The sequence below is a fragment of the Kaistella palustris DSM 21579 genome, from assembly GCF_000422265.1.
Taxonomy (GTDB): Bacteria; Bacteroidota; Bacteroidia; order Flavobacteriales; family Weeksellaceae; genus Kaistella; species Kaistella palustris.
The window spans coordinates 34,036-59,904 of the sequence record NZ_KE383812.1 but is presented as its reverse complement, the minus strand read 5'-3'; the positions used below and the strand labels follow the sequence as shown (position 1 = coordinate 59,904).

22 protein-coding genes are annotated in these 25,869 nt (G+C 41.5%); 15 read left to right on the top strand and 7 right to left on the bottom strand.

Annotation, left to right across the window (positions count from 1 at the left end; translation table 11 throughout):
• Nucleotides 1-11: 11 nt before the first annotated feature.
• Both purC and purF read left to right on the top strand, forming a co-directional pair.
• Nucleotides 12-731, top strand: coding sequence for a phosphoribosylaminoimidazolesuccinocarboxamide synthase (gene purC / locus H562_RS0110320; RefSeq protein WP_027377437.1), 720 nt, complete (start codon nt 12-14; stop codon nt 729-731).
• A gap of 21 nt (nt 732-752) precedes the next feature.
• Nucleotides 753-2,243 (top strand): amidophosphoribosyltransferase, encoded by a 1,491-nt coding sequence (purF, locus tag H562_RS0110315; protein WP_027377436.1) that lies wholly within the window; start codon nt 753-755, stop codon nt 2,241-2,243.
• Nucleotides 2,244-2,296: 53 nt separating this feature from the next.
• Here purF and H562_RS0110310 read toward each other — a convergent pair whose 3' ends face one another.
• Both H562_RS0110310 and aroB read right to left on the bottom strand, forming a co-directional pair.
• Nucleotides 2,297-2,923, bottom strand: a complete 627-nt coding sequence (locus tag H562_RS0110310) for a porin family protein (protein ID WP_027377435.1) — start codon at nt 2,921-2,923, stop codon at nt 2,297-2,299.
• A gap of 308 nt (nt 2,924-3,231) precedes the next feature.
• Nucleotides 3,232-4,272, bottom strand: a complete 1,041-nt coding sequence (gene aroB, locus H562_RS0110305; protein WP_027377434.1) for a 3-dehydroquinate synthase — start codon at nt 4,270-4,272, stop codon at nt 3,232-3,234.
• Between the two features lie 86 nt (nt 4,273-4,358).
• Between aroB and H562_RS0110300 the strand changes: the two genes are divergently transcribed.
• The 7 genes from H562_RS0110300 to H562_RS0110270 all read left to right on the top strand — a co-directional run bounded on the left by H562_RS0110300 (nt 4,359) and on the right by H562_RS0110270 (nt 14,322).
• On the top strand, nt 4,359-5,534 hold the full coding sequence (locus H562_RS0110300) for a proline dehydrogenase family protein (RefSeq protein WP_027377433.1): 1,176 nt from the start codon (nt 4,359-4,361) through the stop codon (nt 5,532-5,534).
• A 126-nt stretch (nt 5,535-5,660) separates the two neighbouring features.
• Entirely contained in the window at nt 5,661-8,108 is a 2,448-nt protein-coding gene (gene priA / locus H562_RS0110295; protein ID WP_027377432.1) for a replication restart helicase PriA, read from the top strand.
• Nucleotides 8,109-8,253: 145 nt separating this feature from the next.
• Nucleotides 8,254-9,714 carry a D-alanyl-D-alanine carboxypeptidase/D-alanyl-D-alanine endopeptidase gene (gene dacB / locus H562_RS0110290; RefSeq protein ID WP_027377431.1) on the top strand — a complete coding sequence of 487 codons (1,461 nt, stop codon included), beginning with the start codon at nt 8,254-8,256 and terminating at the stop codon, nt 9,712-9,714.
• A gap of 80 nt (nt 9,715-9,794) precedes the next feature.
• Nucleotides 9,795-11,729 (top strand): M1 family aminopeptidase, encoded by a 1,935-nt coding sequence (locus tag H562_RS0110285; RefSeq protein ID WP_027377430.1) that lies wholly within the window; start codon nt 9,795-9,797, stop codon nt 11,727-11,729.
• Between the two features lie 60 nt (nt 11,730-11,789).
• A complete protein-coding gene (gene kbl, locus H562_RS0110280; RefSeq protein WP_027377429.1) occupies nt 11,790-12,983 on the top strand; it encodes a glycine C-acetyltransferase in 1,194 nt (397 codons plus the stop codon).
• A 113-nt stretch (nt 12,984-13,096) separates the two neighbouring features.
• Nucleotides 13,097-13,831 (top strand): CPBP family intramembrane glutamic endopeptidase, encoded by a 735-nt coding sequence (locus H562_RS0110275; protein ID WP_156831989.1) that lies wholly within the window; start codon nt 13,097-13,099, stop codon nt 13,829-13,831.
• Nucleotides 13,832-13,893: 62 nt separating this feature from the next.
• On the top strand, nt 13,894-14,322 hold the full coding sequence (locus H562_RS0110270; protein WP_027377427.1) for a DUF4268 domain-containing protein: 429 nt from the start codon (nt 13,894-13,896) through the stop codon (nt 14,320-14,322).
• Between the two features lie 15 nt (nt 14,323-14,337).
• Here the strand turns inward: H562_RS0110270 and gldG are convergent, their stop codons facing one another.
• The 3 genes from gldG to H562_RS0110255 are packed head-to-tail and all read right to left on the bottom strand — an operon-like array spanning nt 14,338 to nt 17,366.
• Entirely contained in the window at nt 14,338-15,993 is a 1,656-nt protein-coding gene (gene gldG / locus H562_RS0110265; protein ID WP_027377426.1) for a gliding motility-associated ABC transporter substrate-binding protein GldG, read from the bottom strand.
• Nucleotides 15,994-16,016: 23 nt separating this feature from the next.
• Nucleotides 16,017-16,745, bottom strand: coding sequence for an ABC transporter permease (locus H562_RS0110260; RefSeq protein ID WP_027377425.1), 729 nt, complete (start codon nt 16,743-16,745; stop codon nt 16,017-16,019).
• A gap of 60 nt (nt 16,746-16,805) precedes the next feature.
• Nucleotides 16,806-17,366: a CopD family protein gene (locus tag H562_RS0110255; protein ID WP_027377424.1), complete on the bottom strand. Its 561-nt coding sequence runs from the start codon at nt 17,364-17,366 to the stop codon at nt 16,806-16,808.
• A 154-nt stretch (nt 17,367-17,520) separates the two neighbouring features.
• Here H562_RS0110255 and H562_RS14985 point away from each other — a divergent pair, with 154 nt between their 5' ends.
• Nucleotides 17,521-19,677: a M12 family metallo-peptidase gene (locus tag H562_RS14985; protein WP_233701994.1), complete on the top strand. Its 2,157-nt coding sequence runs from the start codon at nt 17,521-17,523 to the stop codon at nt 19,675-19,677.
• Between the two features lie 71 nt (nt 19,678-19,748).
• On the opposite strand, the gene H562_RS0110245 is transcribed toward H562_RS14985, so the two are convergent.
• The gene (locus H562_RS0110245) at nt 19,749-20,576 is read right to left on the bottom strand and encodes an SAM hydrolase/SAM-dependent halogenase family protein (protein WP_027377423.1); all 828 of its coding nucleotides are present in this window, start codon (nt 20,574-20,576) and stop codon (nt 19,749-19,751) included.
• Nucleotides 20,577-20,705: 129 nt separating this feature from the next.
• Between H562_RS0110245 and H562_RS0110240 the strand changes: the two genes are divergently transcribed.
• From H562_RS0110240 to H562_RS0110230, 3 genes are all read left to right on the top strand, one after another.
• Nucleotides 20,706-21,665, top strand: a complete 960-nt coding sequence (locus H562_RS0110240) for a PhoH family protein (protein WP_027377422.1) — start codon at nt 20,706-20,708, stop codon at nt 21,663-21,665.
• Between the two features lie 146 nt (nt 21,666-21,811).
• Entirely contained in the window at nt 21,812-22,366 is a 555-nt protein-coding gene (locus H562_RS0110235; protein WP_027377421.1) for a porin family protein, read from the top strand.
• Nucleotides 22,367-22,479: 113 nt separating this feature from the next.
• A complete protein-coding gene (locus tag H562_RS0110230; protein WP_027377420.1) occupies nt 22,480-22,995 on the top strand; it encodes a porin family protein in 516 nt (171 codons plus the stop codon).
• A gap of 71 nt (nt 22,996-23,066) precedes the next feature.
• Here the strand turns inward: H562_RS0110230 and ffh are convergent, their stop codons facing one another.
• Nucleotides 23,067-24,437, bottom strand: a complete 1,371-nt coding sequence (ffh, locus tag H562_RS0110225; protein ID WP_027377419.1) for a signal recognition particle protein — start codon at nt 24,435-24,437, stop codon at nt 23,067-23,069.
• 722 nt (nt 24,438-25,159) lie between these two features.
• On the opposite strand from ffh, the gene H562_RS14980 reads away from it, so the two are divergent.
• Nucleotides 25,160-25,438 carry an AtpZ/AtpI family protein gene (locus H562_RS14980; RefSeq protein ID WP_034691075.1) on the top strand — a complete coding sequence of 93 codons (279 nt, stop codon included), beginning with the start codon at nt 25,160-25,162 and terminating at the stop codon, nt 25,436-25,438.
• Nucleotides 25,422-25,811, top strand: coding sequence for a hypothetical protein (locus H562_RS15415; RefSeq protein ID WP_051190477.1), 390 nt, complete (start codon nt 25,422-25,424; stop codon nt 25,809-25,811). The genes H562_RS14980 and H562_RS15415 overlap by 17 nt, the downstream gene beginning before the upstream one ends.
• The last annotated feature ends 58 nt before the right edge of the window (nt 25,812-25,869 follow it).

Below are 25,869 nucleotides of genomic sequence, written 5' to 3'. Positions count from 1 at the left end.
ATAAAAATAAAATGAAAAAAGGAGCCCTGCTTTATGAAGGAAAAGCAAAGCAAGTTTTTGAAACCGAAAATCCCGATGAGGTAATTGTCCGTTTCAAAGATGATGCAACCGCCTTCAACGCGCAGAAAAAAGGCAGCGTGGATCTGAAAGGCGAGATGAATAACGCTATTACTACACTGATCTTCGATTATTTAAATAAAAAAGGAATCCCAACGCATTTCATTAAAAAACTCGACGAAAGAGAGCAGCTGGTGAAAAAAGTGAAAATTATACCTTTGGAAATGGTTGTACGGAACTATACTGCCGGCAGCATGGCACAGCGGCTCGGTGTTGCTGAAGGTATAAAATCACCCGTCACTATTTTCGATCTCTGCTACAAGAAAGATGAACTTGGCGATCCTCTTATTAATGATCATCACGCGGTTTTCCTGGGTGCTGCAACTTATGATGAACTCGACGATATGTATGAGCTTACGTCGGATATCAATGATATTCTCACCGATCTTTTCGATAAGATGAATATTATTCTCGTCGACTTCAAAATAGAACTTGGCAAACTGCCGGACGGCAAAATAATTCTGGCCGACGAAATCTCACCCGATACCTGCAGACTCTGGGATAAAGATACCATGAAGAAACTCGATAAAGACCGTTTCCGACGTGATCTTGGTGAGGTTACCGAAGCTTACGTGGAAATTTACGAAAGACTAAAAAAAGTTTTAGCGCAATAATTTTTTTCGAATAAAATAAAAATGAAAGATTTAGAAAAGGAGCGTAGAGATTATTTGAATCAGTTCAAAGAAAGACCTTATGGCAGAAATCTGCTGAAAAATGAGGATCCTTTCGACGCTCCGGAAGAGGAATGCGGAATTTTTGGCCTCTATTCCGAAAATGATGTCGACACCTTTTCGCTGTCGCAGTTTGGCTTGTTTGCTTTGCAGCACCGCGGCCAGGAAGCCTGTGGAATTTCCGTAATGAAAGATGGTAAAATCTTTAACTTAAAAGATGAAGGTTTGGTGCTGGATGTTTTTAAAGAGATCCGAAACCCCGAAACTTTTATGGGAAATTCCGCCATCGGACATACGCGTTATACCACGGCCGGTGACAAAAAGAAATATAATTTTCAGCCATTTTTTGCTAAAAACGAATATGATCAGATTATTCTTTCCATCGCTCATAATGGGAATCTTACAAATGCACGCGAGTTGAAAAGCGAACTTGAAGCAGAAGGAGTTGTTTTTAAAGCCACTTCCGATTCAGAAATCATCCTGCGGCTCATCCAAAAAAACCTGGATCTCGGCCTGAGAGGTGCGATCAGGGAAACCATGGATAAAATCAAAGGTGCTTATTCGGTGGTGGGAATGACACGGAACAAATTTTTTGCTTTCCGCGATTTCCATGGGATCCGGCCCTTGGTTTTGGGTGCGATCGATGAGAAAACTTATGTTGCAGCTTCGGAATCTGTGGCACTCGATGCGGTTGGCGCGCAATATATCCGCGATATTTTACCGGGTGAAATTGTTTACACTAATGAAAATGAACCTGGATTAAAAAGTTTCCTGGTGAAAGAAAATTGTGAAAACAGGATTTGCGCTTTCGAATATATTTATTTCGCACGTCCCGATTCTGTTTTGGAAGGAATCAATGTGCACGAAATCCGGGAAAAATCCGGCATGAAGATCTGGGAGCAGGCTCCCGTGGAAGCCGATATCGTGATTGGTGTGCCGGATTCCGGTGTTCCGGCGGCTATTGGTTTTTCAATCGCCTCGGGAATTCCGTTCCGCCCGGTGCTCATTAAGAACAGATATATTGGCCGGAGCTTCATCGTACCTACGCAGGAAATGCGCGAACGTATCGTAAACTTAAAACTGAACCCCATTATTTCTGAGATTAGGGGAAAACGCGTGGTAATCATCGATGATTCCATCGTTCGTGGCACAACGTCGAAACGGTTGGTAAAGATTCTGAAAAATGCGGGCGTAAAAGAAATACATTTCAGAAGCGTCTCTCCGCCCATCATAGCGCCGTGTTATCTGGGAATCGATACGCCTTCGAAGGACGACCTTATCTCGGCAAATATGAGTGTGGATGAATTACGGGATTACCTGGGAGTTGATTCCCTGGAGTTTCTGAGTATGGATAATCTGAAGGGTATTTTGGGCAGTTCAAATCACTGTTTTGGCTGCTTTACCGAAAAATATCCTGTACCTGCAGGACCCGATCCTGATTATACCGATGAGTAAAATAAAAAAGGTTGAGAAATTTCTCAACCTTTAATTTTATATGTTACTCCCTTTTAGAATTTGTAAGCCAAACCTACCTGGAATACATTATTTCTTACTGCATCAGAACCGTTTGGTCTGTCTTTGGCAATATCTGTAACACCTGCTACATATCGTGCGGTAAGACCTACATTTGGTGTAAAGTAATAACCTGCACCAATACCTACACCGAAGTTGAAGGTGTTGAAATTATCTGTACTGATGTCACTTTCTACGGTGTTTTGTGCAACTCCGTTTTCGGTATTCTTAAATTTATCTTTTGCACTGACCATCAGTCCAAATTCCGGACCTGCTTCTAAATAGAATGCTGGTGTGGCATTATACTGGAACATCACAGGAACTGTAATATAATCCAAATGTCTGGCGTATTCATTTCTGTAAGTTGTTCCGTTGATGTCGGTTTCGCTTAAGTAAACTTTTGATCCAAGATTATTATAAAGAATCTCTGGCTGAATACTGAAGTTTGTGGCCAAAGGCGCATTCATAAATACACCGGCATTAAAACCGATTTTTGAACCCTGGTCGCTTAATGAAGCATCTTTCGATAATGATGAAACATTCATACCTGCTTTAACTCCGAACTGTTGTGCAAATGTTAATGAGCTTACTGCTACTGCTGCACTTAAAAATAACTTTTTCATAATTCTAAATTTTTCTAATTAATTTTTTGCGAATTTAATAAAGGCAAAAAGTTTTCGTACTAAAATTTTCATCTGTCATACTAAACCTTAAAAAACCTCGTTCAGTCGCGCTTTTAAATTTTGTTTTACCCAACTAACATCACAAATGCTGTGCCAAAAACTATTAAGAGCCAAAAAAATTAAACAGGCGTTTAGTGAGCTGTATTTGTAATACAGTGAAAGTTAATCTTTTACAAGCAAATGCAAGTTGCAAAAGTGGAATTTTTAAAAATTTTGCACATACTGCCAATTGTGTCAAAATTAGATTTTTAGGTCAGATTTTGATAATAATGCAACGCATAATTTATGTGTTTTTCTTCAACCTGACAGTTAAATTTTGATTTTCCGATGTCTGTGAGCAGAGAAAAATTGATTTTACCGGCGGCATTTTTCTTGTCGTTTCTCATTAAGGACAAGATTTCAGCAGTGTCCCATCCGCTGATCGAAACATGGGGGAAGAATTTCCGGATCTCAGTTATAACCTGATCGGCCGTTTTTTCTGTAATTAAGTTCTCAAGAAAAGAAAGGTAGGTTTCGCAGATCATGCCCAGTGCCACCGCCTCGCCGTGTGGCAGGATCTGCCCTTTTTGCAGGAAAAGGCTTTCCACCGCATGTCCGACTGTATGTCCAAAGTTCAGGATCTTGCGAACATGCTCTTCCCGAAAATCCTGCTCAACTACATTTTGCTTGATATTCATTGATGTCTCGATATGTGGCGCGACGTTTTCAGGCGATAGCTTGGTAACCGCCGTAAGTTTTGTCCAGTGCATTTCATCGGCAATAAGACCGTGTTTCAGCATTTCAGCAAATCCGCTTCTAAGCTCGGTAAACGGAAGTGTTGTCAGAAATCCCGGATAAACGAAGACTTCCTCTGCTGAGGAAAAAGTGCCCACGATATTTTTGAGAAAAAGATGGTCGATTCCGGTTTTGCCTCCCAGCGATGCATCGCACATTGCCAACAGTGTTGTAGGAATATTAACGAAAGGAATTCCTCTTTTATAAGTTGAGGCCACAAATCCGCCAAGATCAGTGATCACTCCGCCACCCAGATTAATTAAAAGCGATTTGCGGTCGGCTGAGAATTCTGCCAGAATCTCCCAGAGCTGTGTGGCGGTTTCGATGGTTTTCAGGTCTTCACCCGCTTCAATTTCGATGATCTCGAAAGGTATTTCGGTTTCCAGATTTCCCAATAGAATTGGGAGGCAGTATTCGTGCGTGTGTTCATCAACAAGAATAAAAATTTGCGTCGGTTGAAGATAAGTAAGGAAGTTGTTGAGTGTACTGAAATTTTCGTCTAAAATCGAAATCATGATACTGATATTTTGCACAAAATTAAACATTAATTTAGTTTACGGATTCGGGGAGTATTGCTAAATTTGACCAATTTAAATTCGACATGAGCATTTTCGACAATACCCAGATTGCCTTTGCAGACAAAACCGATTCCCAACTGAAAAAAGCCTACTGGATGTTCAAAGCTATTGAGCAGCCACTCGTAACCAATATGGGAATTTCTGCCCTGAATTTTTCCGTACAGGCCAATCTGCCTTTTGTGAAAGGCATTGTAAAAAACACACTTTTCGAGCAGTTTTGCGGTGGCGAAACCCGGGAAGAAAGTATGAAGGTGGTGAAACAGATGTTTAAACGACATGTCGGCAGCATCTTCGATTATGCAATCGAAGGTAAAGCCGAGGAAAAATCATTTGATCATACTTGTGAAGAAATAAAACAGAACATCAAATTTGCCGAGGGAAATCCGGCAATTCCTTTCGTAGTTTTTAAACCAACAGGATTTGGTAAGATTGATATTTACGAAGCGGTCGGTAAAAAAACGGCACTTTCAACCGCTCAACAGGAAGAATGGGCGCGCGTGGTAAAACGGTATGAAGAAGTCTGCCAAATGGCCTTTGACCGCAATGTAATTCTCATGATCGATGCCGAAGACAGCTGGATGCAGGATGCAACCGACGATTTGGTAAACGAAATGATGGAAAAATTCAATAAGGAAAAAGCCATCGTGTGGAATACCATACAAATGTACCGCACGGGCAGAATGGAATATCTGGCCGAAGACCTGCAGAGAGCCAAAGAAAAAAATTATTTCCTCGGTTATAAATTTGTACGCGGAGCCTATATGGAAAAAGAGCGGGAACGCGCAGCAGCAATGAATTATCCGGATCCGATCCAGCCGAATAAGGAAGCTTCTGACAATAATTATAATGCTGCCGTAGACTTTGTTTTGGCCAACCTTGACCGTGTCTCGGCATTTTTCGGTACACATAATGAAGAATCTACATTACTTGTGATGAACCACATGAAAGCCAAGGGTTTAGCCAATGATCACCCGCAGATCTATTTTGGTCAGCTTTACGGGATGAGCGACAATATTACCTACGTGTTAGGTGCCGAGAACTATAATGTGTGTAAGTATTTGCCATACGGACCTGTGCGGGATGTGGTGCCCTATCTCACGCGGCGGGCGCAGGAAAATACGTCGGTAGCAGGGCAGACCGGGCGCGAACTCGGACTTATAAGCAAAGAACTTCAGCGGAGGAAAGTTCAGAAAAAATGAAACACATAACGGGTTACGGCCCGTTTTTTTTATGTCTGAAGTTCAATATCGGGAAAGCGGTAATTTATTTTCTAAATTTGTGGAATATTTTTCAAATTTCACCTCATCATTTTTATCTGATTTCCCTTGAATTTTGCACAGATTATTTTACCCCTGAATTTAAAAGGAACTTTTACCTATAAAGTCCCTGAAGATTTGGCAGATAAAATACAGACTGGAATGCGCGTGTTGGTTTCCTTCCGCGGCAAGAAAATATACACGGGAATAGTTTCTGACCTTCATGATGAAGAGCCGCAGACATTTGTACCGAAAGAGGTGATCAATATTCTGGATGATTTTCCTATTTTACCACCCGAGCAGCTTTCGTTCTGGCACTGGCTTTCAGAGTATTACATGTGCAATATCGGGGAAATTTACCGCTTTGCGTTTCCATCTTCACTAAAGCTTGAGAGTGAGACTTACCTTAAACTGAAGCCACATATTGAGGTTGATTTTGAAAATCTGGATGTTCACGAAATGTATCTTATTCAGGCACTGGAGGTACGGCAACTCATCAATCTGACGGAGATTGAAGCATTTATTCCTAAAAAGGAAATCGTAAAAACAGTTAATTCGCTGATCGACCTGCAGTATATTGAGATCGATGAAAAAATTGCAGAAAAGTATAAAGCCAGGGAAGTTGCCTACCTGCGCATTCCCGAGGAGGTACTTCAGCAACAAAGTCTGGCGCAGATTTTACTTTCGCTGAAAAAAGCACCGAAACAGCAGGAACTTTTCTTACTGCTTCTAGAGAAACATACCGAAGATCTCGAAGTTCACTTTAAGAAATCAGACATTTTTGAAGAAGGTATTTTCGCACATGCGCAGCTGAAATCATTAATAGAAAAAAAACTGGTGCAGGAATATTATCTGCAAAAGGACCGACTGCAAGTCTATGAAGGCGAGACTGAAGCACTTGAAAAACTGACTCCGGAACAGGAAACTGCTAACCAGCAGATTACGCAGGCTTTTGAATCGGATATCAATGTCTTGCTGCATGGCGTGACTTCCTCCGGCAAGACGCATATTTACCTGGAGCAAATTGAAAAAACAGTCGAAGAAGGACAAAATGTACTTTTTCTGCTGCCCGAGATCGCTTTAACAAAACAAATTGTACAGCGGCTGGAAAAAAAATATGGTCGGCAACTGGGTTTTTATCATCAGAAACTTACCGATTTTGAACGGGTAGAAGTGTGGCGAAGGGTTAAAAACAATGAGATAAAAATATTGATCGGCACACGGAACAGCCTTTTTCTGCCCTTTACCAATCTGGGATTGATCGTGGTTGATGAGGAACATGATGCCGCTTATAAACCGCAGGAAGTTTCCCCTTTTTTTAATGGAAAAGATGCCGCGCTTATGCTGGGGAAAATGTACGGTGCAAATGTGATACTCGGTTCGGCCACGCCATCGGTGGAATCGTATTATATGGCGGTCAAAAGTAAACTGAAACACGTTTTGCTCACAGAACGTTTCGGCAAAGTGAAGGTTCCTGATTTTGAACTGATCGATTTCAAGGAAGAACAGAATTCAAAAAAAGTAATCGGCAATTTTTCGTTAAAGATAATTGAGGATATTAAAGAGCAGATCGCAAAACACAAGCAAACAATGGTGCTGCATAACCGGCGCGGCTACGCCAATGTAATTGAATGCGAAACCTGTGGCTACGTAAATTACTGCTCCAACTGCGATGTGGTGATGACTTATCATAAGTTTTCGAATGAAATGAAGTGCCACTATTGCGGTCAGAAAGCGGCAAAACCCAAAGTATGTCCCAAATGCAACTCCGAAAAGCTGAACGAGAGAGGCGTTGGCGTGGAGCAGATTCACGAGGAAGTGTCGCGTATTTTCCCCGAAGCTGAGGTTGACAGAATGGATGTTGATTCTATGCGAAAAAAGTTCGCGTACGAAAAACTGTATGAGAAAATAGAAGCGGGAGAAAGTGATATAATTGTGGGCACGCAGATGATCTCTAAAGGGCTCGATTTCGACGATATCGAACTTGTGGCGATTCCCAGAGCCGATGCGCTGTTGTACGTGCAGGATTTCCGGGCAGAGGAGCGTGCTTTTCAGCTCATCACGCAGATTTCCGGCAGAGCGGGAAGAAAGTCCGGTGAAGGAAAAGTGCTGATTCAAACTTATAATCCGCAGCACTCAGTTTTTCAGCTGATCAAAGAAAATAATACCGAAAATATCTACGGTCATTTTCTGGCAGAGCGGAAGAAATTCTTTTATCCGCCATTTGTGAAGATGATCATGATCGAGCTCAAACACCGGAAAGAAGATAAGGTGAATCGTGCGGCACAGTTTCTTGGTTCTGTATTACGAAAGTACCTTCCCGGGGAGTGTGTACTTGGCCCTGAAAAATCCCCTGTTGGGAAGATCAATTTACTTTATCAGTATCAGATCCTTCTGAAGTTGCCACGTGGTAAAAAATACAGCGACCTTAAAAATCTGGTAGTGAGCAGTTTTGAGGAATTCGATGAAATTACGGCGTACGGCAGTATTAAAAAGCTGATTTTTGTCGACTTTTAACAGAAATTAACATAAATAATTGTTTTTTAAGATGCGCAAGAGTTTCACATTCAACAATAAATGATACTTTTGAGCGTTGGAAATATGTTTTCTGTTAAGATTCAACAGAAAAGGAATTACAGCATAATCAAATAAATAATTTTAAATGATTAGATTAAAGAAAATCTTTGTAACCTCGGCACTGGCATTTTCTACTTTTGCCTTCAGCCAGGGCACTTTTACTTCTAATAATTATCCTCAGTCTTACGACAATCAAAATGCTAACAGTGCGAAAGATTTCGGTTCTACCGAAAAACTGATGACCGCAAAAGAGCTTGTCGACATTAATATCAATTCTCTTGCCAATGATGCTGTTCTTCGAAACGCAAACTGGGGTTTTGTGATTTATGATCCGAAAACCAGAAAGATTGTAAGTTCTTATAATGAGAATACACCTTTGGTTCCGGCATCTACTACAAAACTCCTGACTACGGAAACTGCAATTGATCTGCTCGGCGAGAATTTCCGCTGGATGACGCAGCTGGAGTATTCCGGTGAGATCGATGCTGATGGCGTTTTGCAGGGCAACCTGTATATTGTGGGAAGTGGAGATATTTCTTTGGGAACCAATAAAGCGGGAGCGGCTTCTTACCGAACTGTAGTTTCCGACTTTATTTCTGAAATGGGGCAGAAGGGCATTAAAAAAGTTAATGGCGATATCATCATTCAGACCGGCGTTTTCAAAGCCAATAAATCTCAGAAACTGCCGGAAAATATCGTGTGGCTCGAAAACGGAAATTATTACCTGCCTGTCGGATCAACTTATGAAATTAATCCGGCAAATGAAAAGCTGATCGCTAAAAAATCCAACCCTTTTGCGGAAAATAAGAACTACTATTATATTTCGCCCTATATCGGTCAGATGGTTTATGCAGATAAATTCGAAGGTCACGGTCTTATTACCAAACTTCCGGATGCGCCGGCATATCTTGCCAATACTTTACGCGCTACATTATTAAAAAGTAAAATACCGGTAAGCGGAAAAGTGGTGACCAGGACCACAGATCCAACCCCGGAGAAAAGGGAAATTATCACAACTTACCAGTCACCAACGCTGGGCGAGATCATTTTCTATACGAATCAGCACAGTGACAACGCACTGGCAGAAGCTACGCTGCGGATGGTTGGTTTTCAGAAAGGAGGCGATCAGTCCCTGGAATCAGGTCGCAGCGTGGTTGTGGAACATTTGAAATCGATGGGATTCGATACAGCGTCCCTGAGTTATATCGATGGCAGCGGACTTTCTAGAAACAACCTCGTGACGCCACTTTCTCAGGTTAAATTCCTGACAAGCGTAATGGATGAAAAATTTTACAAAACTTATTTCACCTCATTACCTGTAGGCGGGCAGAGTGGTACACTGAAACGCATGTTTGCCGGCGACGGCTACGGCCAGATCTTCGCTAAAACCGGCACGTTAAATAAGGTGAAAACCCTTGCCGGCTATATGAAAACGAATACCGGTAAAACACTTGTATTCTCGCTTCTGATCAATAACTATGCGGGTTCCGTGGATCAGGTGAAAAGCAAAATGGAACAGCTGCTGCAACCGGCTCTTAATCTTTAAATTCAACTTTACAAATCTTAAGGAAACCTTCAATATTTATTGTGAGGTTTTTTTTATCTTTAACTTCTAAACAACTTTAAATGAAAAAATTTTATGTCCTTATTCTGGCGCTGATTTTTGTGCAGATCTATTCACAGAAAAATGAAGAAGCAGAACGGAAAAGCATGATCAAAAACGAGCTTGGACAATACTCGAAGATGATCAATTATAATGAAAACCCGAATACGCTGAATTACGACCTTAAATATCAGCGGCTGGAACTTGACCTTAACCCCTCGCAGCAGTTCGTGAGCGGCACCGTAACAAGTCATTTTATTCCTAACCAAAGCATGTCCAGCATTTATTTTGATCTTGCCAATAATCTGGCGGTATCCCAAGTTACATTTCACGGCACGAATCTTCCGTTCACTCAGCTTAGTTCAAAAGAGGTGATGATTGAGTTCACCACTGCTCTGCCGGCGGGGGCTTTGGATTCGCTGTCGATCAAATATTCCGGTGCGCCGTCTACAGTGGGCAGCGCGGGCGATGCTTTTACAGTTTCTACACAGGGCGGAAATCCGGTTTTGTATACTTTGTCTGAACCTTATGGTGCGCAGGAATGGTTCCCGACAAAACAGAGCATGAGCGATAAGATCGATAAAGTTGATATTAAAATTACCACACCTTCGCAATATAATGTCGCTTCGAATGGTTTGCTGGTTTCTGAAACGGCGATTGCCGGTGGAAAAAAGGTTACGTTCTGGCAAACCAATTATCCAATACCTGCTTATTTGGTAGCGCTTGGGATTACCAATTATATGAAACTGAACGACACAATGGGAAGCCCGGCTTTTCCTTTCGTGAATTATCTTTATCCGTCGACGGTGTCCAATGGTACCATCATGGGAAATATTGCCTGGACAAAATCTGCGATGAACATTTTTGAAGAATATTTTGGAACTTATCCTTACAGAAACGAAAAATATGGCCATATGGAATTTGGCTGGGGCGGCGGTATGGAACATGCTACCATGTCTTCCATGGGTTCATGGGGCAGAGGAATCATCGCACACGAACTTGCGCACCAGTGGTTTGGCGACAAAGTCACTTGCGGCTCCTGGAACGATATCTGGCTTAATGAAGGATTTGCGACTTTTGGGGAACATTTAGCCAATGAAAAACTGCTTATGAACAACACACAGTTTATGAATTACCTGCAGTCTGAAATGAGTTACATCACAGGCTCAAGCGGTGGAAGTGTATATGTTGCAGATCCATATTTGGGCGATAACAATGTGCTTTTCGATGGCAGATTAACTTACTCAAAAGGCGGTTACGTGTTGCGGATGATCAAATGGATCCTGGGCGACGATGCGTTTTACGCTGCACTGAAAGATTACCACAACAGACCGAATCTTGCTTATAATTACGCAAAGACTGAAGATTTCCGCCTTTCACTTCTGCAGTCTACAGGAAAAGATTTTACAGAATTTTTCAATGACTGGATTTACGGCCAGGGTTACCCAACATATCAGATCCGCTGGAACCAGACTTCGGATCAGGTTTTAAGGTTTAAGGTTAGTCAGACACAAAGCAATTCATCTGTAAATTTCTTTGAACTTCCGCTTCCGATAAAAGTGACGGGAACTGGCGGTCAGGTCGCCTATATGGTTTTAGATAATACCACCAACAACCAAAACTTTGCTAAAACTGTCGGTTTCCCTGTGTCATCGGTACAGTTTAATTACGAGTATCAGATCATTCAAAGGAATTCTACGGTGACAAAAGATACCGGTATTCTTGCCGTATCAAATACGGAAAAAGAAGCCGTGCAGATTTACCCGAATCCGGTTAAAAATGAACTCTCAGTTTCCGGTATAACTAAAGATGAACCGTACGAAATCTATGGTCTGGATGGTAAACGTTTGAAAAGCGGGGTTTATCAGTCACAAAATAGTCTGAATGTCAGTACGCTTCCGAAAGGTGTTTACCTTCTTAAATTACAGGATCAAAATCTTAAGTTTATCAAAGATTAATTTCAAAGCCCTCGGAAATGAGGGCTTTTTCTTAAATTAGCATTTCTAAAAATTTCAATTATGATCTCACAAAATTATCTGCAGAACCTGCAGAGCGAACTTCAAAATATTAAGAGCGACGGACTTTTTAAAACCGAAAGAATCATTACATCCCAGCAATCCGCTGAGATCGAAGCCAACGGCAGAAAGTTGCTCAACTTCTGTGCGAACAATTATCTTGGCCTTTCCAACAACCCGGAAGTGATGAAGGCTTCGCAGGATATGATCGAAAGTCACGGCTACGGTATGTCGTCGGTACGTTTTATTTGTGGCACGCAGGACATTCATAAGGAACTCGAGGCCAGGATCTCGAAATTTTTAGGTATGGAAGATACAATTCTGTACGCGGCTTGCTTCGATGCCAACGGCGGCGTTTTCGAGCCACTTTTTACCGAGGAAGATGCGATTATTTCCGATGAACTTAATCACGCCTCAATCATTGATGGAGTGCGCCTGTGTAAAGCAGCAAGATATCGCTACAAAAACAACAATATGGAGGATCTCGAAGCCCAGTTAAAAGCAGCTTCTGAACAAAACCACCGTTTCCGGATCATTGTTACCGATGGCGTTTTCTCCATGGATGGAATTGTTGCCGATCTCAAAGGCCTTTGCGATTTGGCCGAAAAGTACGACTGCCTGGTGATGGTCGATGATTCGCATGCAACCGGATTCATTGGTGAAACCGGCCGCGGCACGCATGAAGCCTGCGATGTGATCGGTCGTGTAGATATTATTACGTCTACACTCGGTAAAGCTCTGGGCGGTGCGCTTGGCGGATTTACTTCGGGTAAGAAAGAAATTATCGATATGCTGAGACAGCGTTCAAGACCATATCTTTTCTCAAATTCTCTGGCACCGGGAATTGTAGGTGCGGCAATCAAAGTTCTGGATATGATTTCGGATGATACCACGCTTCGGAATAAGGTCATGGAAAACGCAGAATACTTCCGCGCCCAAATGAAAGCGAAAGGATTTGATATTCCTGATGGTGATGCGGCGATTGTTCCCGTTATGTTATACGATGCACCTTTAGCCCAAAAAATGGCTGAAAAACTGATGGATGAAGGAATTTATGTGATCGGTTTCTTTTTTCCTGTGGTGCCGAAAGGTAAGGCGAGAATCCGTGTACAGCTTTCTGCGCAACACACCAAAGAACAGCTGGATAAAGCTATAGCGGCATTTACAAAGGTCGGAAAGGAACTTGGCGTCATTTAAACAAAATGAGATCCTGGCCGGAAAGGCGGCTTTATTGCATATTGTCCTGATTTAAAGATCAACAGTTATAAAACCGATTTTTTTTAATGATCTCTAAATAAACAGCCGTTCTATTGAAAACAGTAATTTCTTTTATTGTCTTATTTTGCATGTATCATGCCGCCGAATACATGCTGCTGTTTGAAAACAGCGTTGCTGGATTTTTCATATTTCAGCTGCTTTTTTTTATCGCGGCGTGGTTTCTTGGCAACTGGCAGTGTAAGAATGGTTTTACATTCTGGCGACTTTCCCTTTCAAAATTAAAGTTAAGGCATTTTTTGTTGGGTACTTTTCTGGGTATCACTTTATACGCCGTTCCACTTGCCATTTCCCTGTATTTGGGTGTGGAAAAGGTAGCAAAAATTCCCGAAGGTACCGAAATGCTGAAGTTAAGCGCACCATTTGCGTTTGGTGTCCTGTTTTCATCTTTCTCGGAAGACATACTGACGCGTGCCACAGTTTTCAACTTTTTTGAAGGGAAAATTAAAATGCGTTGGATTGCAGTTGTGTCTGCTTCAGTTTATCTTTGCAATCATATTTACCGACTGGCAGACGGTTGGGATACATTGAGTTACATATTTCTACTGGGAATCCTGTTCGTAATTCCTTTACTTTTAACCAAAAATCTGTGGATCACGGGATTTATGCACTGGTCAGGAAACATATTTTTTTATGTGACGCACAATGTCATCCAAACTGAAAGCAATAGCCAGGGATTAACTTCGAACCAGATTTTCGCGCTTTGGATATTGCTTTTAATTCCGGGTGTGTATCTTTTATGTTTGAAGCTCAGACTTAAATTCATCTAATATTCATATAAGTTGCAGATCGTAAAAAAGTGCTATTATAGTTCAGACTAAAACTGAAATACATGTTTTCAAAAGAAGAAAAAGCTGCATTAACCAAAGAATTCTGGACTGCTTTTGGCAAGAGTTTTCCGCGGAAGTGGTTGCTTTATAATACCAGGATCAAGGATTTCTCCTTTAAATTCAGCGCAGATTCCAGAAAAGCCGAAGTTTCATTAGACATTGAAATGAAAGATGAACTCTTTCGCAATGCCTATTACGAAAAGATATGGTCGCTGGAAGATATGTTGAGGGAAGAAGTGGGCGATTTTCAGAAAGAAGAATATTATACACTTGAAAACGGAAAAGTAATTGCCCGGATTTGGGTGACTAAAGAAAACGTTTCCCTTTTCAACAAAAATACCTGGCGCGAAATTTTCGAATTTTTTGTAGAAAAGATGGAGGGTTTCGAACGGTTCTTTTATGAATATGAGGATTTCATTAAAGACGTGTAACCCGGATTAAGAACGCTAACTGAATTTTCTTTTCCGCCACAAGTAGAATAATCCCCCTGCAAGCGCCACGATTGCCAAGGGAAGAAGCAAATTGATCCACTGCCAATTGCTTTTCTCTTCATCAATCCGCTGGCGGTCGAGCAGACGCGCCGCGATGTTTCGGTTTCGCAATTCCATAAGATTTGAATCATCCAGAAGATAATCGAGTGCATTTCTGAGAAACTGCTCGTTGCCGTAAGCCTGTTTGGTAAGCAGATCTTCACCCAGCGGCAAAGCTTTTCCTTTATATATCTGGTTTCGGCCCACATCGCCGTCGGCGATCACGATCATTTTATTGGGAATACTTTCTGCTTTAAAGTTGGGGTAAGAATTTCTCTCGCTGCGCGTGGCGTAAGCAGATCTGAATTTTCCCTCCAGGCTTACGGCAAAAATTTTGGGTTGCGAAGGCTGGTCGAATTCGCTAAGTGAATCAGTGCGCACGATCTCGGCAAGTGATACGTAGTTCGGCACCTGCTTCAAATGGGTTTCATCACTTGATTCAAAAAGTACTTTTGTTTTGATGTTTTTCCGGCCCAAAGTGTCGATCGATGTTGGAAACTCAAATTTGACAGGATTGATGTTTTTGGTAATCGCGTTGGAATTTTCGGCAATTCCCAAAGGAAAGTACGGCCATAGAAAACTGCTGTATTGCGGGTTGCCAGCTACCTCGCCAGACACAATACGCAGCAGCGCAGATTTTTTCATATCCTTTACCAAACCTGCATTTATGCGCAGCCCGTAATTGAAAAAGAAATCAGTGAGATTGGTATCCATCGGGTAGGCCATGATTTTTTTTGACCGGAAAAGCGTGTCCATCTCGGCATTTACGGCGTCGATCATCCACAGCGTTTTGCCGCCGTTCATGATATACTGGTCCAGAATTACTTTTTCATTTTCTGTAAATGCTTTTCGTGGTTTTGCGATTACCAGCGCATTCATCTGTTTTAACCTCGGAATATCGGCGATCGAGAGTTCCGTTTGATTAGCCGGAATGATCGGGCCAGCGTTGTAATTTTCAAGCGCCATATCCATAAATCCCTGAAACTGAGCAGGACCCAGTTCATCCTGGTTAATGAGGATTCCTACGGTTTTTTTCTGGCTTTCGGTAAGTAATTTTATATTGGAAATGAAGTTGTACTCCAGATTTTCGATCGATCTGTTCAGCTGCTCAGAAGCGTCGATTCCGTTTTGGTTAATGATGAGCGGGACTGAAAAACTACTGTCTTTATATTTTAAAACCGCGTACGGAAACATCACGATTTCGGATATTTTGCCATCTTTCATATCGGGAAGGACCGAGGGTTGCATGCCCATAGCGGCCAGCGTTTCCTTGCTCATTTTTGTTTTGATGGGATCGATGAATTTGTAGTCAACCTTTGGATTTATTTTACGGAATTCCTCCAGCATGAAACGCGTTTCGTTCTGCAGCTGACGGAAACTCGCCGGGAAATCACCTTCCAGATACACATCAACCGTCAAAGGTTTTGTGACCGACTTTAACACTTTTACTGTTGATTCGGAAAGGGTATACCGTTTTTCCTGCGTAAGGTCGAAACGTTTTGAGAATATTCCAAAAGCGCCCAAAAGAAGCAGGGCGGCAAGAATGATATAGATGATATTCTTTTTATTCATTTTAATGACTTCTATAAGCTTGCTTACTTTTTCTTCTGCACGATTTTTTTAGCCAGAAACAGGCAGATGCCGATCACAAGCAGAAAGTAGAAAACGTCACGCGTATCGATCAGCCCGCGGCTGAACGCAATAAAATGCTGATAAAATCCCAGGCTGCTCAGCACATAATCTGCACCGCCAAGCAATTTGTAACTCGCAAGCTGCTCAATGCCGAAATATAAAATGAAGGACAGAAATACGCCCAGCAAATACGCCATGACCTGATTCGGCGAGAGAGACGATGCAAGAATTCCTACTGCAGCAAACGTCGCAATTAACAGAACAAGCCCAAAATAACTGCCGGCAGTTGCTCCCAAATCTATATTTCCTGCCGGAACTCCCAATAAGAAAACAGTGTAAAGATAAACGAGGGAAGGAACGATGCACAAAACACCGACCAGCCAAACCGTGAGGAATTTTCCGGTGATGATCCCTGATATTTTCACGGGCTGCGAAAAAAGCCAGTTCAGCGTTCCCGACTGTTCTTCTTCTGCCAGGGTTTTCATCGATACCGCGGGAACAATGAACATTAAAAGCCAGGGCGCCAAAGTAAAATAACTCTGCAGACTCGCAGTTCCAATGTCGAAAATATTGGAATCATTCTCAAAGAAAAACAAAAACAGTGAACCGATAACGCTGAATGCCGCTATGATCAGCCAGGCGCTCCAGTTACCGAAATAGGTCCATAATTCTTTTTTAAATATTGCGATCATAAGTAATTTCCAGATTCACATTGCATTTATTGGTCATTCATCAATTGTAAAATGTGGGGATCATTCAGGTGATTTTTGGGATTTCTTTTTATTGACAAGTTTTACCGTTGCCATTATTAAGAATACCAAAACGAAGAATCCTACAATTAATTGCCACCAATAATCGATGACCATGTATTTTAATATAACAGTAAAGATGATAAGAAAAAGTATAAAAGTGGCAATCTCATTAGCCTGGCGCAGTTTTAAATTTGCGGTTGGAATCGTGTCACCCTGTAGGTCACGGATCTGCAATACTTTTTTCCAACACCAAATATGGTATGCTAAAAGGCCGACTAAAAAAGTAAGTTTAAGGTGAAACCAGGGCGTTCTCATCAGTCCAAAATTCAAAAAAATCATAACGAGACCGCTGGTAAGCATAATGATGCCGGCAGGAACGGTAATAATATTCCACAGTCTGCGCGCCATAAAAACATATTGCTCGCGAAGTATATGCTTTTTTGTGTCATCGAACTCATCGGTATCTTTATAGTATACAAACAGGCGTACCAGGTAGAAAATACCCGCAAAGTAACTGACCATAAAAATGAGGTGAACCGCTTTGACCACAGAATAAAGCATCGGAAAATTTTAAGTGCAAATATAAAGAATTATACCTTGTTTATTCCACGGCTTATTTGGGATGAATATATTTACCGCCATTATTCCTACTTCGGGAAGGAATCTGAAAATTTTTTAGTTATTTTGCACCACAACAAATTTTAATTTAATGATTATGAAAAGAATTTTCCAATTGTGTTTCACCTTGGCATTTTTTGCACTGGGCTTTTCGCAGAACCTGCGGCCGATTGCCGAAAAAGTTAAGCAGGCACAAATTGCAAACAAAACGTTTGTTAAGTATAACCTCTTTAGTGTAGATCCTTCTGCCCAAAAACAGCAGATGTACCAAAGTGCTGCAGAGGGAATTACTGTAATGAAACTGAATACTTCTGAAATTCAAAGGATTACCTTGGAAAGACCGGAAGCTTTGGAAATGAATTTTCCCTTCGAAGGGAAAAACATCACCGTAGAACTGGTGAAAAACAAGTTCTTCACGCAAAACTTTAAAGTAAATACAGATAAAGGTTACGCTACTTACACCCCCGGCGTTTATTATCACGGGATTGTAAAAGGTGATAACGAATCTGTAGTGGCTATCAGTTTTTTTAATGATGACGTGATCGGTGTAACTTCTGTGGCAGATGTGGGAAATATAGTAATCGGGCGGGCAAAGAACTCCGAAGATTTTGTTTCTTACAACGACCACAAACTGAAAGGCGAAAATCCATTTACCTGTGGCGCAGATGACCTGATCGAAAATCAGAAGTTAGCAGGTGAATCCTTCAACCCGAAAACGATGACGGCTAAGAAAACCGACAACTGCGTAAGAATTTATTACGAAGTAGGCTTTGGTCCGTACACACAGAATGGCTCTAATGTAACCACCACGACTAACTGGGTGAGTGCAATGCACAACAATATCTCTACGTTATATACCAACGACGGAATTACCGTGGCACTGAGTGAAGTATTTGTATGGACATCTGTAGATCCCTTCACAGGAACGCCTTCAGAAATATTAAATAAGTTCCGTACTACACGTACCAGTTTCAATGGCGATGTAGCGCAGCTCTTAAGAAATCCTGCAACTACAAGTATTGCATATGTAAACGCACTTTGTACCACTTACAAATATTCCTATTCCGGTGTTAATTTCACTTACTCCAATGTGCCGACTTATTCCTGGAATATCGAGGCGATGACGCATGAGATCGGGCATAACCTGGGCTCGCCGCATACACATGCTTGTAAATGGAATGGCAATAATACCGCTATCGACGGTTGCGGCCCTGCTTCCGGAAATAACGAAGGTTGTGACGGACCGTTGCCAACCGGTGGTGGAACAATTATGAGCTACTGTCACCTTGTTCCAAGTGTAGGAATTAATTTCAGTAAAGGATTTGGTCCGCAACCCGGCGCTTTGATCAGAAATACCATCAACTCCAAAGGTTGTTTGGGTATGGACTGTATATCAGGTTGTGAACTTACCATTTCTGGACTTACAGTTTCAGACCTTACCAAGACTACATTTACAGCAACAATCGTAGATCCTGTGGCTACCAGCTGGAAATACAAATTATCGAAAATGGACGGCACCGTTATCGACTCCGGAATTACCACCAATAAGGTGCTCAACTTTACCAACCTGGACCAGGGAACTTATTATACCGTGGCTGTAGGAACTGACTGTTCAGGTCCGCAGGCTTATTCTTACGAGCAGCTTATTCTTACAGAAGCGGATTGGTGTGCAGGTGTTCAGTTTACTGATCCCGGCGGCGCCGACGCGAATTACGGTGACAACCAGTCAGTGATCAAAACTTTTTATCCTGCAAACGAAGGCGATAAGGTGAAGCTCACCTTCAGCCAGTTTGATACCGAAGCCGGATACGATTTTATGAATATATACAACGGACCAAATATTGCATCGCCGAGATTCCCCGGTGGAACCCAGATCAGTGGAAACACCATTCCCGGACCTTTCCAGTCTACACACGCAACCGGTGCAATTACAGTACGGTTTATGTCGGATGCCGGGGAAGCCGGAGCCGGATGGATCGCCACGATGGAATGTATTACACTGGCAACAGGTGAAACCGCACTGAGCAAATCTGTAACCGTAGCGCAGACTTCTGCCAAAGGGATTTTCGCGCTTACTTCGAAAGATAGGATCCTTTCTTACTCTGTTTTTGATGTTTCAGGAAAACTCCTTAAAAAGGCCGCAAATCTGAACTCGACTACCGAGAAACTGGATATGGCATCTTATACGCCGGGAACTTACGTGATCAGCGTAACCACGGCGAAAGAAACAGTAACCAAAAAAGTGATCAGATAATTACTGCATTTTTATAATGATAGCCGGTTCAATTGAGCCGGCTATTTTTTTATTTTTTTTGATGGAGAATATTATGCAAATTCTATATAAATATTTTCTCCCACCTTTAAGCCAAACAAAGACCGTGCGCCATTCTCGCTGTTACCTTTATAAATGGTAAGTTCCAGTAAGCCGGCATCGTTAAAAACCGCTACAGATTTCCCGTGGTACTCGTGTTCGCGGGACCAGTCATGAACGAGTTCTGTATATTGGTTGTAAATTTTCGACAGTGCTAAATTTCTGAATTTAATGATAAAGTTTTCGAGGACAAGATTGTGTTTTTCGATAAATTTCCGGCTGATGTTCGACACCACATTTCCAAAATTATCAATGTACATAATTTCACCAATGATCATCCTTTCATTTTCGCTGTAAACGGCGCGGGGAAAGGAGAGCTGTTTAGGTGTTTTAAATTTTCGGCCGATCACTTCCGGCAGACCGCCGTTTTGAAGATGTACCGCGACGGGTGCAAAAATATCCGTGGATGTGAAATTTACTTCGTCGTCGAATCTGTTGTTGAGTGTGATTTCATAAACTTCTTCAGGTTTCACATCGTAGAAGATAAGCGATAAAACGCCGTTGTCGGCTGCGATGAAGTAATGACCGTCGGCCTTATAAAGAATGGCTTTGCGGTCTTTGGTGAAGAAACTGTCTACGGAGATTATATGTACTGTTCCGGAGGGAAAATAGGAATAAGCATTTCTTACGATATATGCAGTTTGCAGAAGATTATAGGCTTCGATCTGATGAGAAATATCAACAACCTGTAAGTTTGGGTTCAAACTTAAAATTGTGCCTTTCACAGAGGCAACTCTGTGATCGACCAGGCCATAATCTGAGGTAAAAGTAATAACTGCCATTAAAAAATTTCGGGAACTGCAAAATTAGGGTAAATAATAGATGTACGGGAGCATTGTGGAAAATTAAAAGGAGACATTTCAAATTTATTTGATACTTTTAATAAAAATATAAACCTAAATAGACCGTAGATGTTTGAATTAAGTTATGAGTTAAAAGGCATAGATTCCAAAGTTTTTTATGGAGTTAACAATCAATATTTCAACCTGCTGAAATCCAAGTTTCCGACGCTTAAAGTGACGGGACGTGATCAGCATCTGCACGCAAAAGGAAATCAGGAAACCCTGGAGGTTCTGAAACATCAGCTTGACGACATTGTGCAGTTCATCAATAAAAACAATTCGCTCACGCTGAAAGATGTCGAAAATATTCTTGTCATTAAAGATGAGAACGAGAAGCAACTTGTCTTCGATCAGGATATTATTGTAAAAGGGGTCAACGGCAAAATCATTAAAGCAAAAACCACCAATTTAAAAAAACTTGTAAAAGCGACTGATTCCAAAGATATGGTCTTTGCGATCGGTCCGGCCGGAACAGGAAAAACCTATACCAGCGTAGCACTCGCTGTACGTGCCTTGCGGGATAAAGAAGTTAAACGGATCATTCTTACAAGACCTGCCGTGGAAGCGGGCGAAAGTCTTGGTTTTCTCCCGGGCGACCTTAAGGAAAAACTCGATCCTTATCTACAGCCGCTCTACGACGCGCTTCGCGATATGATTCCGCACGAGAAACTTGAAGGACTGATAGAAAAACAAACCATTGAAGTGGCGCCTTTGGCTTTTATGAGGGGCCGGACTTTGGATGAAGCTTTTGTTATTTTAGATGAAGCACAAAATACCACACATGCGCAAATGAAAATGTTCCTGACGAGAATGGGAATGAATGCGAAGTTTATTATCACGGGGGATCCCAGCCAGGTGGATTTACCGCTGAAACAAAAGTCCGGTCTGCAGGAGGCGATGCGGATCCTGAAAGACGTGCAGGAAATTGGCTTCGTTCACCTGACCGAAGAAGACGTAGTGCGCCATCCTGTCGTGCGGAAGATCATCCAGTCCTATAACCTGGAAGAACAGAGAGTACGTGAGGAGTAAGTTATCAACATTTCTCATATTTACCTAAATGCTGAATAATTTAGCGGTCGGCGTCAATTAATAGAAATTTTTCAGCTAAAATGTTAATAAGTTGTTAATTAAATAAATTTTTTTATATTTGACTTACATTTTAAAAATTAACAGTTATGAAAAAAATCTTTTTAATCGGTGCAATCGCACTTTGTGGGGCAATCAATGCTCAGACGTTCGGTGCAAAGGCGGGAATGAACATCTCCAGCCTTTCTAATTTCGACGGTTCCAAATCAAAAGTAGGCCTGAATGCGGGCATTTTTATGAATGCACCGCTGGCCGCTGACTTCAGCATTCAGCCGGAACTGCTTTATAATATGAAGGGCGCAAAGGAAAGTGGTGGTGACGGAACAATTAATATTGATTACATTTCTGTTCCGGTGATGTTCCAATATAATGCAACTCCACAGTTCTACCTGGAAGCAGGTCCTGAATTCGGTTTTGTTGTCGGCTCTAAGTTTAAAGGCAGCGGACTGAGTGTAGATTTTAAAGACGGTACCGAAAGTTTTGATGTAGGTCTTGGTCTTGGCGCAGGATATTATTTCATTCCACAGTTGGGCTTAACCGCGCGTTATGTAGCTGGTCTGATGAATGTGATAAAAGATAATGGCGGCGACTCGGTGAAAAACAATGTTTTCCAAGTCGGACTTGCCTACAAATTTGTAAAATAACCTGATATCAATTTACTCGAAATCCCGCGTTACTGCGGGATTTTTTAATGATAAAACTCATGTTTTTTTGAAAAGCAGAAGTGATACTTTTGCAGATTAAATTATTAAAAACTATGAAAAAATTATTATTAACCGGAGCTGTAGCACTTTGTGGCCTTGTAAACGCTCAGAATGTAAATTTTGGTGCAAATGCCGGAATGCTGACAGGTTTCGCCTCTCTGAAAACTCCAATGGGAAATGACTCCGACAACAGTACGGGTTTCTACGCAGGTTTCTTTGCAGAAATTAATGCAGGAAATAAGTTTAAAATACAGCCCGCTGTAAATTATGCAAACATCGAAAATGCAAGTGCATTGCAGATCCCTGTGATGGTGAAATATTACGCTGCACCGAAATTTAATCTGCAGTTTGGTCCGCAGTTTACTTTTGACCTGGAGGATAATCCGTTACCGGAGGCGTACAACTCTACAAATTTCGGAATCGCTTTAGGAGCTGCTTATGAATTTACTGAGAAGTTATTCGTAGAAGGCAGATATTCGTTCCAAGTGAATAACCACTTGAAAAATGCACCGTCGGACTATACACTTAGAGCCAACTATTTGAATTTAGGATTAGGATACAAGTTCTAGCCAAATTTTCCTCCATATAAAAGGCGCTTCATTTTTTGAAGCGCCTTTTATTATTATTTTGTGGTATAGATCTATCTGCCAAACAAATTGCCGCCGCCCATTCCCGGCATTTTCGGCATTCCTTTGCTCATCATTTCCATCATCTGTTTTCCCTGCGGTCCCTGCATCATTTTCATCATTTTCCCCATCTGTTCAAACTGCTTCATCAGTTGGTTTACGTCTTCGATTTTCCGGCCGGCACCTCTGGCGATTCTGTTTTTACGCTGCGTATTGATGATTGATGGCCGTCTTCTTTCTTCGGGTGTCATGGAATGAATGATCGCTTCGATATGTTTAAAGGCATCATCCTGAATATCAATATCTTTCACCGCTTTTCCCACACCGGGGATCATGCCCATGAGATCCTTCATATTTCCCATCTTTTTGATCTGGTTGATCTGCTTCAGAAAATCATCGAAACCAAATTCGTTCTTGGCAATTTTTTTATGAAGTTTTTTTGCCTCTTCTTCATCGAACTGCTCCTGAGCCCGTTCAACCAAAGAAACAACATCACCCATTCCCAGAATCCTGTCTGCCATCCTTTCCGGATAAAAAACATCCAGGGCTTCCATTTTTTCGCCGGTAGAAATAAATTTGATGGGTTTTTCAACGACGGAACGGATCGTCAGAGCAGCTCCACCGCGCGTATCACCGTCGAGTTTTGTAAGCACAACGCCATCAAAATTCAAAGCATCGTTAAAAGCTTTCGCCGTATTCACCGCATCCTGCCCCGTCATGGAATCGACTACGAACAGGGTTTCATTTGGTTTAATGAAATAATGAACCGACTTAATTTCGTTCATCATTTGCTCATCGACCGCTAATCGGCCTGCGGTATCCACGATCACCACATCGTGATTATTTTGTTTCGCGAACTTTACGGCATTTTCTGCAATAACAGAAGGATTCATGGCGCCTTCTTCGGTGTAAACCGGGATTCCTGTTTGCTCACCCAGGATCTGCAACTGCTTGATCGCTGCGGGACGGTACACGTCACACGCCACCAAAAGCGGTTTTTTATTTCTTTTTACTTTTAAATAGTTTGCCAGCTTACCCGAGAAAGTAGTTTTACCCGAACCCTGAAGTCCTGCAATAAGGATTACGCTCGGCTTGCCGGAAAGGTCGATGCCTTCGTGCGTGCCACCCATCAAAGTTACAAGTTCATCATGCACGATCTTGGTCATCAGCTGGCCCGGACTTAAACTTGTAAGTACATTTTGTCCCAGCGCTTTATCCTGCACGCGTTTCGTCAGGTCCTTTGCGACCTTGTAGTTCACATCGGCGTCTACGAGCGCGCGGCGAATTTCTTTTACGGTTTCGGCAACGTTGATTTCCGTGATCTTACCGCGTCCGGAAATGTTATGAAGTGCCTTATCTAATTTATCCTGTAAACTGTTGAACATAATTTTATTGTATGGTTGGCAAAAATAAGGAAATATTTCGTTTTTTAAAATTGGATTTCTATAAGAGTGAAACGGGAGTCTTCAAACAAGTGATCGCTGTCGCTAAATATTGAGTTTGAAATTCTTGTCAATGTTAAGAGCGCTAACAACCGAAAGTATTTAATAATTTTTAACACGGCGCTTTCCAGTCTGCATCAAAAAACCTTTGTTTAACCTTCTCAAGGTTCTAAACCTTGACAAGGTTAGGTCTCCAAAAAATATGAAAAATGATCAGTTTTTGAGTTACGAACTTCTGAGTCTGGTTAATTCCCGACGTCAGCGGAATAAAAAAAATTAGTCATCAAAGCAACAAATTTACACGCTTATAATCTCCGTGCGTTTCGAATTTAACCTTGGTAAGGTTAAAGGGATTTTAAAAGGCATTAAAAATGATTAGAATAAATTTTGAATGGATTTTCAGATCTGTTTAAAATTCCGCGTCAGCGGCTCAAAGGACACAGACCATTAAGTGCAACAAACTTACACCTTTGAATTTTTCGGACTTTGTTTATCCTTGTCAAGGTTCGGAACCTTGATAAGGCTTATCTCCAAAAAATATAAAAGTTGATTATTTTTTAAGTTAGGAACATTGTCAAGGCTAAAGGTCTCTAAAAAACGAAGAGCCAATAATTACAATTTGCCTGCGCTCTCCCGATTTTCCGTACTTTTGCAAAAATTAAAACATGGCTGAAGAAAGTTCCCCGAAGCAGGATTTTTCGCCGGAAGATAAAAAGAAGTTTCAGAAAAATGGTCTTCGCCAGTACGGCGTTTATTCGGCCGTTGTATTTCAGATGCTGGCGACCATGGGACTCGCTTTTTGGGGCGGGAACTGGCTGAATGAATATTTCGCTTTCCATGGCAAAATCTTAATTGTGGCCGTGGGTTTCCTGGGAATGGGACTGGCTTTTTATAATCTTTTACATCAATTAAAAAACATTCAGAAGAATGAAGATAAAAACTAATACCCGTTACATTATCCTTTATTTCCTCATGTTTTTTGTCCATTTTGCAATTTGGCAGTTTCTGGGGCTTGGTTTCGAAGCAACTTTCATTAGATATTATCTTTTCCTAACGGTGCTTTTCACCATGGTTCTCACAATACTTTCCCTGATCAAGAAAATTTATCCGCAGTACATCGGTTTTGCCTTTATGGGTTTGGTGATGTTTAAACTGATGGTCATGTTTCTGATCATGAAAAAACTGAATCTGAACGAAGTCCCTTCCTACAAAATTCATTTTATTTTACCATACCTGATCTCACTGCTGTTGGAAACGCTTTATGCAGTAAAACTCATTAAAACTGAGGAGGCGGAGCGCCCGGTAAAAGATGAATAAAATCAGTAAAAATTGATTTTTATATTATGATTATTTGTCCTATTTTTGCAAAACTTTA

Bases quoted from the DNA above. Each gene is read 5' to 3' on its own strand.
- purC (WP_027377437.1), top strand. From the start codon at position 12: ATGAAAAAAGGAGCCCTGCTTTATGAAGGAAAAGCAAAGCAAGTTTTT.
- purF (WP_027377436.1), top strand. From the start codon at position 753: ATGAAAGATTTAGAAAAGGAGCGTAGAGATTATTTGAATCAGTTCAAA.
- H562_RS0110310 (WP_027377435.1), bottom strand. From the start codon at position 2,923: ATGAAAAAGTTATTTTTAAGTGCAGCAGTAGCAGTAAGCTCATTAACA.
- aroB (WP_027377434.1), bottom strand. From the start codon at position 4,272: ATGATTTCGATTTTAGACGAAAATTTCAGTACACTCAACAACTTCCTT.
- H562_RS0110300 (WP_027377433.1), top strand. From the start codon at position 4,359: ATGAGCATTTTCGACAATACCCAGATTGCCTTTGCAGACAAAACCGAT.
- dacB (WP_027377431.1), top strand. From the start codon at position 8,254: ATGATTAGATTAAAGAAAATCTTTGTAACCTCGGCACTGGCATTTTCT.
- H562_RS0110285 (WP_027377430.1), top strand. From the start codon at position 9,795: ATGAAAAAATTTTATGTCCTTATTCTGGCGCTGATTTTTGTGCAGATC.
- kbl (WP_027377429.1), top strand. From the start codon at position 11,790: ATGATCTCACAAAATTATCTGCAGAACCTGCAGAGCGAACTTCAAAAT.
- H562_RS0110270 (WP_027377427.1), top strand. From the start codon at position 13,894: ATGTTTTCAAAAGAAGAAAAAGCTGCATTAACCAAAGAATTCTGGACT.
- gldG (WP_027377426.1), bottom strand. From the start codon at position 15,993: ATGAATAAAAAGAATATCATCTATATCATTCTTGCCGCCCTGCTTCTT.
- H562_RS0110260 (WP_027377425.1), bottom strand. From the start codon at position 16,745: ATGATCGCAATATTTAAAAAAGAATTATGGACCTATTTCGGTAACTGG.
- H562_RS0110255 (WP_027377424.1), bottom strand. From the start codon at position 17,366: ATGCTTTATTCTGTGGTCAAAGCGGTTCACCTCATTTTTATGGTCAGT.
- H562_RS14985 (WP_233701994.1), top strand. From the start codon at position 17,521: ATGAAAAGAATTTTCCAATTGTGTTTCACCTTGGCATTTTTTGCACTG.
- H562_RS0110245 (WP_027377423.1), bottom strand. From the start codon at position 20,576: ATGGCAGTTATTACTTTTACCTCAGATTATGGCCTGGTCGATCACAGA.
- H562_RS0110240 (WP_027377422.1), top strand. From the start codon at position 20,706: ATGTTTGAATTAAGTTATGAGTTAAAAGGCATAGATTCCAAAGTTTTT.
- H562_RS0110235 (WP_027377421.1), top strand. From the start codon at position 21,812: ATGAAAAAAATCTTTTTAATCGGTGCAATCGCACTTTGTGGGGCAATC.
- H562_RS0110230 (WP_027377420.1), top strand. From the start codon at position 22,480: ATGAAAAAATTATTATTAACCGGAGCTGTAGCACTTTGTGGCCTTGTA.
- ffh (WP_027377419.1), bottom strand. From the start codon at position 24,437: ATGTTCAACAGTTTACAGGATAAATTAGATAAGGCACTTCATAACATT.
- H562_RS14980 (WP_034691075.1), top strand. From the start codon at position 25,160: ATGGCTGAAGAAAGTTCCCCGAAGCAGGATTTTTCGCCGGAAGATAAA.
- H562_RS15415 (WP_051190477.1), top strand. From the start codon at position 25,422: ATGAAGATAAAAACTAATACCCGTTACATTATCCTTTATTTCCTCATG.